Below are 15,026 nucleotides of genomic sequence, written 5' to 3'. Positions count from 1 at the left end.
CACCCGATTGCACTCGACGCTGGCCTATGTCAGCCCGATGCGGTTCGAAGAAAACTGGCTCGCCAATCAACCCCGGCACGCCAGTGCATGAGTCGGCTATGGGATACGGATTCCAGGGGCAAGGTCACTACCGCGCCCAGTGTGACCTGATACTTGATGCACTGGCTGACGAGGGCTTGGCCGAGGAAGAGGATGGGGAAGTCCGGATCGCGCGCTCCTACCGGCAGACTGAATCAGGTGATGAGCGACTGCGCGTCGGCACGGTTGACGCGTTTCAAGGCAAAGAGTTTGACGTCGTCTTCCTGTCCGTAGTGCGAGCTAACGACGTGGTGGTTTCCGATCAGAAGGAGTGGGAAGAGCGCGAACGATTGCTCAACGGCAAGTATGGGCACTTGCGGTTGGCAAATCGCATGAACGTTGCGATGAGTCGCCAGAGGAAGCTCTTAGTCGCCGTCGGTGCCAAACATATGGCCGAAGGGCCCGAGGCTGAGGAAGGGGTCCCGGCTCTAGCTGCATTCCTCAAGCTTTGTAGAGAGGAGATGGCGAATGGCCGCTGACCGCTATCTTCGCTTCGATGTCCGTCGCCCCCCGGGTGGGCGTCCGCTTTTGTGGCCTGTCCGCGTTTGGAAGGTCCTTTATCCAACAAATCGTGTCCTCAAGTTAAACCTGTTCCAGCAGGCGATCCTTGGACTTGCAAGGGCCAGATGCCAGGACAGTTCGGAAATGGCTGAGTTGTTGGGGCTGGATCGAGAACTGGTGGCGTTCATCATTGCAACCCAACTGATCCCGAACGGCTGGATGACCACCTTGGGATCAGTCACCTCTCAAGGTGAACGTGTCCTCGAAGAGGCTCAGGATGCCAGCGAAGAAGTCCGCATGGGGTACGCATATCAGGACGCGATCTCGGGGAACTGGCTGCCGCGATTCACTGAAGAACTTCCAGAGATCGAAGCGAAGCGAGTCGATGAACGTGGTTACCCAGTGTTCCTGCGAGACCTCGATTCCGGAAAGGAAGATCGCCCCTTCCGCCTCAATCACTTCCGAGAGGGCACACTGGACACAGCAGCCCTCTTTGATGCGTTTCAGCGCTATCGGACGGATCACGACCACGCCAAACAGCGTGATGACGAGCTTTCGGCACGTGTCCGTATTGAGAGTTTGAGCTTTGTCGAAGATTCGGCGCAGTCGATGTGGTTGTGGACATGGATTTTTCCCGACGAGGCTGGGCCACAACCCTGGTTGGTTGCCGACCCATTCGGGTTGCAGCAGGCTGCGTCTTGGTTGCGCAAACCCCTGCAGGAAGTCTTGCCGCGAAACGATCGACTCGCAAGATACATCGCTGACGCGGTAGGCGAGACAAGATCTAACGATTTGTCGGCAGAGGAATGGCTCCGATCCCTAGAGAACCAGATCGACTTGACGCTGCTTGCAGATTACAACTGGTCGCGGAAGGTACCGATTGTTGAGGGATACCTCGCCAGCGTTCTGAGACGAAGATCCGTGCTGGCCAGTCAGGAGCGGTCTTGGCAGGAGGATGTGACGAGCCTTCTCATTGAGACTCACAACTTGGCAGAAAGCGTGCTGCAGTGGCTGTTGAAAGCATTCCCATCGGACATTCGTAGATTGCCGCACTGGAAAGACCAGAGAGATTGGAAAGATGGGGAAGCGCAATATTACCTCCAGTTCTTCAACCTTCCTTGCCTCACCGATGACGTAATTAAGCGCTTGTCTGAGCAGCGCTTGGATCAGGTGCGCACAGCGGTGAAGCGCGGTAGCAGTTCGCTCAAGGCGTTGTTGTTTGCGGCGCTGTTAGGGACAGTGGATCAAGCATCACACCCCTTCCTCAAATTATCCGCCGATGAGCTTCAACTGACTCGTCTGCTTGATATGGCCGATGCTCGCAACAAAAAAGCTGGGCATTCAGGTAGCGAAAGAATCGATAGAAAAGAAGCCATGGAACACGCTGACTTTGTCATCGAATGGGTTCAAATTTTTAAGGGCTGGTATTGAAATGGCAAAACACAATAAGGGGAACAAAGCCCCAGTCGCGCAAAACGCAAATACTGCACAAAGTGCGGTCGCATCGGCATGGCAGAAAGCAACTGCTGGAATTGGCTCCCTTGCATCGTTGGTGCAAGGCGATGCTTCCGCTGTGGCACTCCCTGACTTGGAGAAAGATCAGGTCAGCGAGTTGGATAAGGTAGAGCCCGAGAAAAAACTTGAGCTCGAGAGGTTGCTTGCGGATATCTCTGATGTCGCAAAGAGAGTTCGTGATCTACATGAAGACGCGCAGAAGCGCACAGAGGACCTGGCTCGCAAGGAGGAGGCATTCTCCCGCCGAAGCGATGAGAACAAGAAGCGAACCGAAGAGATCCACAAACTCGACGAAGAGTTGAAGCAAAGACAAGTTGAGATAAAAAAGTCCGAATCAAGTTTGGCTGATAAGGAGCGTGAACTTGAGAAGCGAGAACTGGATGCGCGTTCCGGTTTTGCCGCCCAAAACGTGGCCGCACTCAGTGAACTCAAGAAAGAAATCGTGGAACTTGAGTCTAAGAAGACTGAGATTCAACTTGGCATCCTCCAAGCGGAGCAGAAGGCGCTTGACGACGAGTCCGCGCGCGCATTAGCGCTGATGGAGCGTGAAGCGGAGATTGCAAACAAGGAGAGAGGTCTACAGCAGCAACAACGGCGACTAGATGCGGAGTGGAAAGAGCTAGAACGCGAACGAGCACAGATCCGAGAAGATGCGCTACGGGAAGCGGAGCAGGAAATTGCTGGTTGGAAGACCGCTCATCAAAGAGCCAGGGATAGCCGTCAAAAGGTTTATGACGAGCTAGAGTCAACCAGGCAGGAAATTGAACAATTCCGCGAGTTATCCGAAGTATTGGCAGGGCGGTCTGCACGCGAGATCCTTGACGAGTTGGCTGCCCACAAGCGTCGAGTGACTCAACTAGAGAACCAACTCGCAAGCAGTGAAGATGATCAGTTGCGAGCAGAGAATGAGGCGCTGCGAAAACTCCGTGATGAGCAAAAGGCTCAACTCGACGAGGTACATTTAGATTTGGCTGATGCAAAAGCTCAGCTTCATCGCCTCCGCCTCGGCGTGAGTGACAAAGAGAACCTGGAAAGAGAAAAGCGCGCCCTGGAAAAGAACAATCAGATCTTGAGTGCAAGGCTCAATGACTTGGGCAAAACGGTAGATGACCTAACCCAGTCACAGCAATCTGAGAAGCCGTTCCCTCAAATGGCATGGATGGACTCGGCGTCCACTGCCGATTGGATCAAGGATCGCAAGGCCAAGGAGTTGAGCCTGCCGGAGCAAGACGTTCCTGATCTGAAAAAATTCTCTGTTGAATTGCAGCACCGGATCGCTCAAGCGGAAGAAGGTGCAACACTGCATTTCCGCCTCGAAGATATTCAGTTGCTTATTGCTGGGTTGGCCATGAGCCAGCTTCACATCTTTCAGGGAATCAGCGGCACAGGCAAAACAAGCTTGGCGAAGGCATTTGCAAAGGCTGTCGGGGGGCATTGCACCGACATCGCCGTCCAGGCTGGCTGGCGAGACCGTGATGATCTACTGGGACACTACAACGCTTTCGAAAAGCGCTTCTATGAGCGCGACTGCCTGCAAGGTCTCTACCGTGCGCAAACTGCCGCTTACAAGGACCGGTGCAACATCATCTTGCTGGACGAGATGAACCTGTCTCGCCCGGAGCAGTATTTTGCTGAATTCCTCTCGGCGCTCGAAAAGAATGACTCAAGAGATCGACTCATAAGTTTGTCGGAAAGCCAGTTGCCGAACGCCCCTGCGCTACTGGTGGAGGGGCGAAGGATTCGGGTTCCCCACAACGTCTGGTTTGTAGGCACTGCTAACCACGATGAAACAACGAACGAGTTCGCCGACAAAACCTACGACCGTGCTCATGTCATGACGCTTCCCCGCCACGAAGCGGGATTCAAGGTAGAGCCAAAGCCAAAGGCCAGCTTTAGCTATGGATCATTGATCGAGCGTTTCGATGCCGCTGTGACACAAAACGCTGATGAGGTTTCAGAGTTGTTGGCGGAGTTGACGACAGGCCCGCTCACGAGCATCTTGCAGGATCGCTTTGACTTGGGTTGGGGTAATCGACTCGAACGTCAGGCCATGCGATTTGTCCCCGTTTACATGGCTGCAGGCGGTCGCAAAGAAGATGCTCTGGACCATTTGCTTGCCAGCAGAGTATTTCGGCGTGGCAAGGTTACTGGCAGATACGATGCGACCATCGATGATCTAAACGCCATCGAACAAGCCCTGACCACAGTTTGGAAGGGGTGGAAATCGGAGCCTCGCCGTTCCATGGCCCTGTTGGCTGAAGATCGCCGCCGCAAGGAACGCGGGGCATGAGATTTCTTGATCGCCTTACGGGTGAAAAACTCAGTCACCTACCCGATGCGTTTCTGCCGGGTCGGTATTGTTTGCTTGAGCCACTTGTTGTCAATGGACACAGCCATTTAGAGGCCGGCGATCTAATCACGGATGATGGGTCGGGTTTCATCCGGATTCAAGACACTGAATCACAGGTGCTCTCCATCGATCAAACTGACGACGATCAAGCCGACTCCGATCTTTCTGCAGAGGCGATTAATTCAATCGCAGGAAAGCTTTCCCACGCAAATGGTTTGAGTGTGTCCCCGATGCTGCCCGCTGAGATGGCCGCGCAGTGTGCCCTTGAGGAACTCGAACGGAATTTGGCCACAGTACTCAGAGATGGTCATTTGCACTCGATATCTGATCGGCCGCGCAGAGACCTTCGGTACGACGATCTGGTTGCACCCGTAGCGCGAGCTCGACGTTTGGCAACCTCGGCGCTAAGTCATCTGGCATCGCACTCGGATTGCTGGCAGCAGCGCACGCTTAGCGGTGTGCAACCTCGCAAGGTTCTGGCGCGTTTCAGCGAGGATGACTACGCCATCTATGAGAACAGACTCTACAAGCGATTGCTGGATCGGCTGGATCGACATCTTGCCAAGAGACTAGCTCGCATCCGTGGTGTTAATGCACGTCTAGCGCGAGCTTTGGAGTTTCAAGACTCTGAGCAGACGCACTTTCGACTTCGCCAAGATATTTGCCGTCTTTGGGGGGAGTCATATCTTGATGACAAGACCGGGATGCAATTGGAGGCCGGAAAGCGTGCTCTATCGGAGATTGAGGCTCAGTTGCGTGCAATTAGAGGATTGAAGCAACGTGGTCTTTATCCACACGTCCCCGCAGCGTCTGTAGTACCCGCCCAGGTTCATCGCACCAACATTCTGAATCATGATCCTCACTACAGGCATTTGCCTCCTCTTTGGGAAAGTTTGAAAGACGAACGAGAGGAGCGGCAAATGAGGCCAGAAGAGCGACTGGCGAAGCATCAGCAGTTGCACCTTGCCTACAGAGACTACGTTGGCCTGGTTCTTCGACGAGCCTTGGAAAGATATGGACTGCAAGTTGGAAAGGGTGATCGCTTAGAGTTCGGTTGGGCTGGAATTACGTTTTCAGTGAGACAGGATGGTCAAGATTGGCTAATTCTCAACTCGCACGCTGAGACTCTTCGGTTGATTCCTATCGCTTGGTTTGGAAAAGATGTCGAAGAAGGTGAAAACCTAAATTCAAGTCATGTCGTTTGCTGGCCAGGCTGCTCAGACAGTATTTCTTCTCGGCAGCGCTTGGCTATATCTCCTTTAGATCTTTACGTTGTCGAAAAGATGGGGAGATTAATTGATGAGTGGATGATTTCAGGGTTGATCGAAGGCTACGGAAAAAAACTCGGCCCCTTGCCAACACTTGTAAAGCAGATGGCTGACGAATGGCCCAATAATTTTGAGAGCATATCTTCGACGCACGTTCGACTTATCGCGCCCCTGGACTCCAGGCAGGCGTCCCAGATCAAATTAAAACTTCAGGAGTCTGCAAGCGAGCAAATCGAAAATCAGGTGTTGACTGCTGTAGATCAATTGACTGCTCTGTCGCGTCTCTGCAGTCATGATGCTCAATTCAGTGCTAGCCCGCACCGGGAGTTTTATTGCCGATGCCGAACCTGCGAGACCACTTGGTCGCTCAAGACCTTGAGTGACAAGAGAGTCTTTGCAATGCGTCCAAGGGGAGCGACGAATTTGCCTTTAGCTGATGGGTTTAATTGGTCTGGCCGCGATTGGTTGGATTTTGAAGTCTCTTTGTGAGAACGATATTCCTTACTCCCGGGCCTTATTTTGAAAAGTATCAGATACTAGAGAGGCAACATGACTGCACAGATTGCTGAAAAGCTGCGCTACCAGGGCGAGGACGTGGCCATGTGCACGAACCCCCTGAGCGACTACTTCGCTATGGGGGGCACCAACCCGCGCTTCGAGTCGAACTGCACGGCCCTATGGCGCGGCTACGTCGGCAGTTGGGAGATCATTGACGACCGCCTGTACCTGATCGGTCTGAACGGAACGCTCGAAGACGGGACCGATGCGTCGCTGGCAACCATCTTCCCCGGGTTTCCGGACAGGGTGTTCGCCCATTGGTACTCCGGCACGATCCGTCTTCCGCAGGGCAAGCAGCTCGAGTACGTACACATGGGCTACGGCAGCACCTTCGAGCGCGACCTGTTCTTGGATGTCGAGCGAGGGGTCGTCGTTGCCACCCGCGTGCAGCACAACGGGGTCGCCGAGTCTGATGGCGCCCCTGAGGGCTATGAAGTTGGCGCCATGACGGTTTTCCCGCGAGCCAGCAAAGACGACGGGGGCGCGGCGTGATCTACCTCTATTGGTACCTGGGCGTCGGCATCGCGGTCCTCGCCGTTGTGTACGGTGCCCATCGGCTGACGAAGGAGAAGGAATCCGAGTCCCTTCGTGAGCTGCTCGAGGCGGTCAACCCGGATCGCAAGAAGCTTTCCTACCGAATCCTCAACAACGTCGTCGCGCCGATCCTGGCTGCCATTCTGGTGGTCGCGGTATGGCCTGTTGCGGTTTACATGAAGGCCAAGGAGATGTTCAAGAAAAAGGATGATGCCGAGGTTGAGGAGGAGCGGGAGTTCGCCGTCGAGCGGAAAGACCTGCTGGAGCGACTGACGGTGCAGGAAGTTGAGAAGCGCGAGGTTGTCACCGATCCTCTCAAGGCGGCGCCTGAACTGCCTTTCGGTCACCTCCATGCAGCGTGGAAGGAGTTCCTCAAGGGTCACGCTGAAGGTGGCGAACTGTGGTCGTTCTCTGCTCGGTGGCAGACAACCTGGGGACGGAAGGAGCTGCGGTCAGGTTACGTTTTGGTCGAGAACGGATCGCCGCGAGCCCATTTTCTGACGGTTTGGAAAGACCTCCCGGACGACGCAGACGCGGAGGATAAGACCAAACGCGCCGGAGCCGACGACATACCAGCTTGGCTTCGGCGGCAGGCAGATTGAGGTTCAGCTACGAGATGCAGTGAAGGGAGGCAAAAATATGTTTGAAGAACTCACGATGAGCCAGTTGCGCTCGCAGATTGAGCAACATCTCATGATGGTTGAGGAGGTGCTGGGCGGCATGGACACCTTCATTCAGAGGCTGGAAAAGCGCGTTTCAAGAATCGAAGAAGGATTGGGGCTCGAGCCGGAAGGTATTTCGGCGTCTGGTTGGGTCGCTGATTTGCAGCGGGTCAAATCGGAGCTGTCCGCGATTCGCAATGCGGTTAAATGATCATGAACGCCATAACCTCCACCAGGCTTGGCCGGCTGAGTAATCACTACGGAGACGTTGGTGGTCGGCCTGCCGGTGAGCGGTTCTACGATGCCTTTCAGCGGTATCTGAAGGCCAATCGGGAATCGCTCTTTGACCTGACACTGGCCGCTGCGTCTGCAGAAGTATTTCTTGATCGCGGCATCGACGATATTGATCCTCGTCTCGTTGATGCAATTCGTGTCACGAATCCGTCGCTGTCCGACGAGCATTTGTTCGGGCTGAGTGACGAGGAGTTGCAAGGGGCTGTCAATACCGCCAAGGGCAAGTACTTCGAGTATCTGGTCGCTGATCGCTTGAACGCTGGTGAGCAGGTGGGCCCCGTTCTGCTTCCAGATGGTTATCAAGCCGTTTTGGCAGACTCCCTGAATCAACCTGGCTGGGATATGCGGATCGCCGGTCCCGACGGGGCCACAGCAGATTATTTGCAGCTAAAGGCCACGGACAGTGCGGGTTACATTCAAGAGGCGCTGCATCGCTACCCTGACATTGAAATCCTGGCCACCCATGAGGTCGCCCACTCCGGTCTGGTTTTGGATAGCGGAATCACTGAGAGCGACTTGCACGATCAAGTCTCGTCAGCCCTCGATGTCATGGATGACTCGGTGACCGAGCGCTTCCTTGACTATTTCAGTCCGATCTTCCCTCTGGTGGCTATCGCCACCTGGGAGGGATACAAGGTTTCTGTCGGGCAGCAATCACTCGACAAATTCAAACTTGCAATCGCCCGACGAGGGCAGCGTATCGTCGCTGCAAATTTGGCCGGAGCAGCCGTCTATGCCGTTGGCGGTGGATTGGTGGCGATTCCAGCGGCATTTGCGGGAGGCCTCCTGTTCGACCGGTACTGGAATCAGGAGGCGATCCTTACCTCGTATCGTGCCAATACGAACCGACTGCTGTCGATGCGCCTGGCGCAGCAAAGCCGCCTGCTGACCGGGGAGTCGCTATGAGTTTTTTTGACCGGCTTGCCAATGGTCTCGGGACGTTGCTCGGAGTACTCGTCGACACCACGGTTCAGGTGATTTCAGGGATCAAGCGAGGCTATGAAGCCTACAAGCGCCAGGGTGGTGCCACTGGCGCGGATATCGTCGATGAGATCACGCGCAAGAAGGACCGCCTGCGTTCGGTCAACGACGAGATCATGCATCTGCGGAACCAGCGCATGTCGAGTGGCAGTCTCAGTGACCGCGCTCGCAAGCGGTGGGAAGACCTGCGGGCCGAGCGCGACCAACTCCTTTCTGAGCTCAACCAGGGCAAGGAGGTCCGTGCTGCCGAAAAGATCTTCGAGACGGAGAGCGTCATCGACAAGGTTGAGATCGACCTGGAGACGACGCATGTCCTGCAGTACAACGCGTTCGCCGATACCCTCGGTAAGCAATGTCGCGTTTGCGGTCGGCCCATGAAATTGCAGTGGAAGCGTGACCTTTCCGTGGCGGAGCCCAAGGATTTCTACTGGGGCTGCACGGGATGGTACGTGGTGCAGGGCGATCGTCGGGCTTGCACGCATACCGAGAAACTGCAGAGAAACGACTACGGATTGATGACGGATACCACCGCGCCGGAGTTTTCGATGACCGCTGAGGAGTTCGGCATCATCCTCACCGACAAGGGCACGGAAAAGATCATCGATACCCGACTCAATGACCTCAAGTCGGATTTGAATTCAGGCCATCGTGGGGTCGAACTGGCGACGTGTCCGGTTCACGGAGAAAACATGGTGTTGCGACGAAAGCAGAACGCGACTGGGCTTCTGGACGCGTACTTTCTCGCCTGCCCTTACTGGCAGCCCAACAACGCAGGCTGCACATTCATTGAGAAGTTGAAGTCGGGCTCCCAGCTTGCGGCGCTTCTGAAGTCCGAGACCGGTCGCGGCGTTTTATGACTCGAAAGGGAAAATGATGGCGGTACTTGTCGAGGGGTTGTCGGTTGTTGTCCGAAATGATGCGCTCTTGCGAAAATTCCATGGCGGACCACGTCGTTTTCAAGAAGGGTTGCAAGATGAATCCATTTGTTTTGATAACGATCTGACTTGCATTCACCTCCGCTCACCCGACGAGGTAGAACGCTTCATTGGTTGGTGTGAATCCATGGGGCTGACTTTTTCCCTGGGAGGCAAGGCTGCAGATATTGTTGTTTTAGATCAGCGACAGGGACCAACCCTGCAGTGCAACTGGATCGCCCATAGCGTCCTAGAAATTGACGACGGAGAAAATAAATGCCGCGTTCGAATCTGCTGGTTCGCTGCTGAGGCTCCTCCTGTCTCGGGAACACGGGTGCCTTCATTGCAGTTTGATATTCAGACGCCTGTGGGTTGGCGCGTCAAAGGTTCACTCAGTGAAAGTCATGTTTTTGTCCCGAACCAAAGGTGAAGTGATGTCCATTGTCACCACCGATCTTCAGCGCCTCGGCCCAACTTGCGGCGATTCTGAATTCCGAGACCGGCCGCGGCGTCTTGTGATAAAGATTGAATCAAATGGACGCCATGCCCACTGAACCCCATTCAGTCCCCAGCGGCTTCTACGTTCTCGTCGAAGGCGCAGCAGATGCCGTACTGGAGTTTCCGGCTGACGATGATTCCGGCGGTCCCTTTTGGAATGACGACGGGCAACTTGATCTCGTGCGCTGCAAAGAATGGGACCAGGAAGAGGTTGGCGTTGTCCCGCTCGGTGGAAATCGTTATCGCCTTGCCGAACGACAGCTGGGACCGTTTTCCGGACTCAGGCTGTACTGGGGCGACGAGTTCAACGCCGACAAGGGTGAAGATGGCACGCTCCGACTGACCTCGGTATGCGTGCCCCGTCCATATGCACATTTCCGCTTTCTTACCTCGGGCGGCTTCAATAATGAGCATCAGCTTGCGCGGCATCTGCACTCACTGGGCGGTGGGTGGGAGGCAGTCGCAGCCGGAATGCTCACGTTGACCGTTCCAGCCGAACGCGCCAGCGAATTAAAGCGTTTGATGTACGTCGAGGGCCTTGCGCCTGGGGTGCTCCCCCTTGAGGCTTAGCGGGCCCTGGCTACCTCGATACATTGGGGAATGGATTGCTTACTATTTCTAGCGCCAGCGGCCAAATCGTTGAATCCACGCCCTCAAGGCCAAGGCGTTACTATCTGGCTCGGATTGCGGACGCGGGTTCGGTTCCGTGTTCCGCCACCACTATTCAGCGCCCAACCGTTCTCGGCTGGGCGTTTTCATTTGCGGATTCCGCGCGGCACGTGGCGTTGCGGGCCGTTCTGCGTGTGCCGAGGGTCGGCAGACAGGGGCCCATGCCGCGCCCGGTTCGCTCCATTTTTGCTCTCTGTTCTCTCGAAACCTGCGCCAACTTCTTCGCCGTGGCACACGCACACGGCCTTGCGCGGCCGTGATTTACGCGCGTGCCGCCGCCATCGGTTGTCCGGCGAACTTGGAGCAGCAATCGATCACGCCAACGCGCCCGCCGCGCAGGGCATCGAGTACAAGCCTGCGCGTCGCTGCGTGATCACGAGCGCACCGTAGGCCGCGTGCTGTGCCGCAGGTTCTTGCTTGCCCCTGTCCTTCGGCTTGATCTTGAACAGGTCGCTCGGCTTGGCGCTGTTCAAGCCGGCGCGCTGCATGATGCGTTCGGCCGTCGCGGCCTTGCCCTTGAACGACCACAGCGCCTTGAACACCCTGGCCTGACCGTCGGTGAACCGGATCGGTGTGCCGTAGCCGTCCGGCAGCGTCGCCCACTTGAAATCCGCCGAGAACGGCCCGTTCACCGGCGCGGCCGGATCGGCGATTGCCGGCGTCGAGGACGGCGACGGCGCGCCGAGGAGCGCGATCGCGCCGCCGTAGAACGTGAAGCGCTCCTCCAGCGCCAGCCACTCGACGCCCGCGCCGAAGGGCGATCCGCGCGTCGTGCGCGGCCTGGGCGTGATCACCCGGATGTCGCCGCCGGCGACGCGCACGCGATCCAACAGCGCGGGTTCTTGCTGCACCCGCACCAGATCGCGGGCCAGCAGCACGGGCGAGCGGCGAGCCTGGCCCAGCCGCCACACGCCGTCGCCCAGGTCATCGATGCCGTCGCGGCTTTCGATGCCGAGCGCGAGACGCAGCTTGGTGCGCAACCATTCCTCGTCCAAGGCCAACGCCGCACCATCGTTGGCTTCGACGGCGACGGGCCCGCACTCCGGGCAACGGCACATGCGTCCGCCGCGACCGTCGCCCCAGACCTGCGCCCGATGCTGCTGGCAGTGCGGGCAGAGGACGAAGGAATGATCGACGACCGTCGGCTTGACCGCCTTGCCGAGGACGGACAGCGCAGCCAGTTCGCGCGGCGACAGCGTGGTTCGCAGCACCGGCGTGCCGCCTGCGAACAGGCGGCAGACCAAGGCCCAGGCATCGTGCGCCGCCATCGATCAGTCCTCGAACGCCGGCGAGGAACGGATCGCGTCGCCCTCCGGCGGGATCTCCTGCGCGCTCAGGGTCTGCCCCTTCTGCAAGATGCCCACCGAGACCAGATAGCCTTCTAACTGCGCCTGCATCTTGGGGTCGAACTTGTTCAGGTTCAGACGCCCCTTGCTGGTCACCTCGATGGTCACCACCCGGGCGCGCGTGCGGCCCGGCTCGGGCGGATAGTAGAGATTGACCTGCGCCGCCGTCACCGCCCAGTTGCCTTCCAGCGGGCCGGGCAGCTTTTCCTTCAGCAACTCGTGCACCGAGCGTTGCTGGCTCGACTGCATCGCGGTGCATTCGATTTTCAGCGCGGCGTCGGGGCTCAGGAGGGTGAGCGCCTTGAGCTGCACCAGAGAGAAACCGTCCTCGAACGCCTCCGGAGCGTCGAAACCGGTGCGCAACATCGACAAATCCAGCGTCGGCGACTTGATCCGGTGCGCGTTCGCCTTGACGCCCAGCACATGCTCGGCGAAGGCCTCGACCAGCATCTGCTGGTATTTCTGCCCGCCGCGCACCAGCGTGCGCACCACGCCGGTGGACTTGGCGTATTCGAGCACCATGTGGATGTTGGGATTGCCGACGCGGCGCTTCAAGGTTGAGCCCTCGAACTCCAGCCGCAGCATGGCCATGTCCTTGACATGGACGGTCAGCAGGAACACGCCGGGGCTGCGCTCGACCAAATGCGCGACGCTGCCGTCGCCGCAATGCATCTCGCGCTCGTAGAACGCCGAGATCGCGTTGCGCAGCGCGGCCAGTTGCCGGTCGGAGCCGTCCGGCTGGCGCTTCAGACCCAGATCGTATTGCTGGCTCTGCGGCCCGTGGTGCTCCCAGAAGCTGAAGTCGTAGGCGCGCTCGAACAGCGTCGGGTGATGGATGTACAGCCAGAACGAGCGGTGAACGTCGCTTTGGCACAGAGTCGCCAAGCCCGTCAGTGCGGCACCATCGGCCGCCGCGGCTTCGAATATCGCCTGCTGGCCCGCCGCGTCGCCCAGTTGGACGGCGGCCATGAGGTTGGCGATCATCTGGTCGCGGGCGGCGGTATCGGGCCACACCTTGACCGCGTCCACCAGGAACTGGCTGGTTTGCGGCGTCTCGTCCCAGGCGAACCCTTCGGGCACCGGCAGGCCGTGCGAGGTCAGGAAGTCGCGCAGCGTGGCGTCCACCGGCAGCTCGAGCATCACGTCGACAAAGGTCTTCTTCAACTTGGTCGTCCTCTCTGGATCGGCGTCGGAGGTCTGCGACCGATGGACGGGCTGCACGGGCCAGCGACAGGATGGCTGAACACGCATCTCGCGTAAGTAAAGTAACGAGATGCAAGCGCGATTCTGAGCCGCAGATTTCCGCTTGTCAATCAACAAAGGACATCGAGCCTTCCATGTCTCTCGCGGGTATACTGATACCCTGGATTCATTCACCGGCTGTTGAGCCGCAACAGGAGCATCGCCATGGCTTCGGCGTTTGGAGCACGCCTGCGGCGCTTGCGCGAGGCGAAGAAGCTGACCCTGCAACAGGTCGCCGACGCGGTCGGCTGCACCAAGGCCTACATCTGGGAACTGGAGATGAGGGAGGGCCAGCGCCCGTCCGCCGAGCGGATTCAGAGAATCGCTCAGGTACTCGGCGTGACGATGGAGGACGTGATGGGCACGCCCATGCAGCAGGCACCCGAAGCCAGCCCAGAGGACGTGGCCTTCTTCCGCGAGTACGCCGGGATGACGGACGAGGAAAAGGATCGCTACCGCCAGGCGCTCAAGATCATGTTCCCCGACAAGGCCAGAGCGGGGATGGAGACTTGAGCGCAACGCCGGCCCTCACCGGCCCCATTGCCGCCAACACCGTCCAGAAGTGGCTGCGGGCGTGGTACGGCACGGGCATGCCCGACGCCGTCGATCTGGACATCGTCCGGCAGATGCTGCCGAGCACGCCTTACGGCAAAGGTGTGCGCGAGATCAAGGCGCCGGCGGTGCTCGACGTCGACAGTTGTGAAGGGATGCTGGTGCGCAACCCGAAGGACGCGGCCGAGTGGGGCATCTTCTACAACGGCAATGCCAACCCCGAGCGCCGGCGTTTCACCATCGCCCATGAGTTGGGCCACTTCATCCTGCATCGCGGCCGGCAGCAGAGGTTCAACTGCGACAACGAAAGCGTCCACACCGGCATCGACACCATCCGCGCCATCGAACGCGAAGCCGACGAGTTCGCCAGCAACCTGCTGATGCCCGGCGATCTGCTGCGCGACTGGATTTCGCACCAGCGCATCGACCTGCACGTCCTCGGCGCCATCGCGAAGCGGTTTCAGGTTTCGTTCGAGGCGCTGTGCATCCGCTTCATCAAGTTCACCCCGCAGCGCGGGATCCTCGTCCATTGGGACAACGGCTACGTGAAGTACGAATGGCGCAGCAGCAGCGCCGTCAAGACGCGGGCTCGCATCCGGCGCAACGGCGATCCGCAGGAACCGCTGCCGGGCACGTTGGCCGGCGACGCCGGCGTCGATCAGGAATGGGATGGCACCGAGATGTCCGCCGCGGTCTGGTGTACGGAAGAAGCACCGCACATGAAGCTGCGCGAGTTCAAGCACAGCTACGGCGCGCGCGATCGTGTCCTCACGCTGCTCCTGCTGGAGAGCGCCGAGCCGCATGCGTGGGATGGGTCGTGGCAAGACGGCGACAGCCTCGACGCACTCGATTGGCAACTGCCCGCCACCCAAGTATGGTGTTCAAAAAATCCCACAACGTCCCGGCGCAGCGCGGATGCAGCCGGGCCAAGGTGTGAGGATCAAACAATCTGAACTGGGTCTGCATCTGACGCAGCGCAAGACGCGCAAGGTGCCGTTTCTCGAGGAGATGCAGTGCGTGGACCCGCGGGGGGTGCTTTGCTGCCGCTGATCGAGCCGCATGCG

The 15,026-nt window shown here is 58.1% G+C and carries 15 protein-coding genes; 13 read left to right on the top strand and 2 right to left on the bottom strand.

Going from position 1 to position 15,026, the window contains the following annotated elements:
* Nucleotides 1-98 precede the first annotated feature (98 nt).
* The 11 genes from RBR52_RS04265 to RBR52_RS04215 all read left to right on the top strand — a co-directional run bounded on the left by RBR52_RS04265 (nucleotide 99) and on the right by RBR52_RS04215 (nucleotide 10,723).
* Entirely contained in the window at nucleotides 99-557 is a 459-nt protein-coding gene (locus RBR52_RS04265) for a C-terminal helicase domain-containing protein (protein WP_320375955.1), read from the top strand.
* Complete coding sequence (locus RBR52_RS04260) at nucleotides 547-2,010, top strand: hypothetical protein (RefSeq protein WP_320375954.1); 1,464 nt, start codon at nucleotides 547-549, stop codon at nucleotides 2,008-2,010. Before RBR52_RS04265 ends, RBR52_RS04260 begins: the two co-directional genes overlap by 11 nt.
* Complete coding sequence (locus RBR52_RS04255; RefSeq protein ID WP_320375953.1) at nucleotides 1,895-4,384, top strand: AAA family ATPase; 2,490 nt, start codon at nucleotides 1,895-1,897, stop codon at nucleotides 4,382-4,384. The genes RBR52_RS04260 and RBR52_RS04255 overlap by 116 nt, the downstream gene beginning before the upstream one ends.
* Entirely contained in the window at nucleotides 4,381-6,201 is a 1,821-nt protein-coding gene (locus RBR52_RS04250) for a DUF2357 domain-containing protein (protein WP_320375952.1), read from the top strand. The genes RBR52_RS04255 and RBR52_RS04250 overlap by 4 nt, the downstream gene beginning before the upstream one ends.
* Before the next feature lie 60 nt (nucleotides 6,202-6,261).
* Nucleotides 6,262-6,762, top strand: a complete 501-nt coding sequence (locus RBR52_RS04245) for a hypothetical protein (protein ID WP_320375951.1) — start codon at nucleotides 6,262-6,264, stop codon at nucleotides 6,760-6,762.
* On the top strand, nucleotides 6,759-7,406 hold the full coding sequence (locus tag RBR52_RS04240; RefSeq protein WP_320375950.1) for a hypothetical protein: 648 nt from the start codon (nucleotides 6,759-6,761) through the stop codon (nucleotides 7,404-7,406). The genes RBR52_RS04245 and RBR52_RS04240 overlap by 4 nt, the downstream gene beginning before the upstream one ends.
* 37 nt (nucleotides 7,407-7,443) lie before the next feature.
* Nucleotides 7,444-7,677: a hypothetical protein gene (locus RBR52_RS04235; protein WP_320375949.1), complete on the top strand. Its 234-nt coding sequence runs from the start codon at nucleotides 7,444-7,446 to the stop codon at nucleotides 7,675-7,677.
* A 2-nt stretch (nucleotides 7,678-7,679) separates the two neighbouring features.
* Nucleotides 7,680-8,666, top strand: a complete 987-nt coding sequence (locus tag RBR52_RS04230) for a hypothetical protein (protein WP_320375948.1) — start codon at nucleotides 7,680-7,682, stop codon at nucleotides 8,664-8,666.
* On the top strand, nucleotides 8,663-9,598 hold the full coding sequence (locus RBR52_RS04225) for a hypothetical protein (protein ID WP_320375947.1): 936 nt from the start codon (nucleotides 8,663-8,665) through the stop codon (nucleotides 9,596-9,598). Before RBR52_RS04230 ends, RBR52_RS04225 begins: the two co-directional genes overlap by 4 nt.
* Nucleotides 9,599-9,611: 13 nt before the next feature.
* On the top strand, nucleotides 9,612-10,085 hold the full coding sequence (locus RBR52_RS04220) for a hypothetical protein (RefSeq protein WP_320375946.1): 474 nt from the start codon (nucleotides 9,612-9,614) through the stop codon (nucleotides 10,083-10,085).
* A gap of 113 nt (nucleotides 10,086-10,198) precedes the next feature.
* Nucleotides 10,199-10,723, top strand: coding sequence for a hypothetical protein (locus RBR52_RS04215; RefSeq protein WP_320375945.1), 525 nt, complete (start codon nucleotides 10,199-10,201; stop codon nucleotides 10,721-10,723).
* Between the two features lie 413 nt (nucleotides 10,724-11,136).
* On the opposite strand, the gene RBR52_RS04210 is transcribed toward RBR52_RS04215, so the two are convergent.
* Together RBR52_RS04210 and RBR52_RS04205 are read right to left on the bottom strand one after the other, a co-directional pair.
* Entirely contained in the window at nucleotides 11,137-12,090 is a 954-nt protein-coding gene (locus tag RBR52_RS04210) for a hypothetical protein (RefSeq protein ID WP_320375944.1), read from the bottom strand.
* 3 nt (nucleotides 12,091-12,093) lie between these two features.
* On the bottom strand, nucleotides 12,094-13,332 hold the full coding sequence (locus tag RBR52_RS04205; protein WP_320375943.1) for a hypothetical protein: 1,239 nt from the start codon (nucleotides 13,330-13,332) through the stop codon (nucleotides 12,094-12,096).
* A gap of 243 nt (nucleotides 13,333-13,575) precedes the next feature.
* Here RBR52_RS04205 and RBR52_RS04200 point away from each other — a divergent pair, with 243 nt between their 5' ends.
* Nucleotides 13,576-13,923: a helix-turn-helix transcriptional regulator gene (locus RBR52_RS04200; protein WP_320375942.1), complete on the top strand. Its 348-nt coding sequence runs from the start codon at nucleotides 13,576-13,578 to the stop codon at nucleotides 13,921-13,923.
* Nucleotides 13,920-14,915: an ImmA/IrrE family metallo-endopeptidase gene (locus tag RBR52_RS04195; protein WP_320375941.1), complete on the top strand. Its 996-nt coding sequence runs from the start codon at nucleotides 13,920-13,922 to the stop codon at nucleotides 14,913-14,915. The genes RBR52_RS04200 and RBR52_RS04195 overlap by 4 nt, the downstream gene beginning before the upstream one ends.
* Nucleotides 14,916-15,026 lie beyond the last annotated feature (111 nt).

This window comes from Thiomonas sp. (assembly GCF_034007205.1).
Lineage (GTDB): Bacteria > Pseudomonadota > Gammaproteobacteria > Burkholderiales > Burkholderiaceae_C > Thiomonas.
This window is presented reverse-complemented; position numbering and strand designations above follow the sequence as displayed.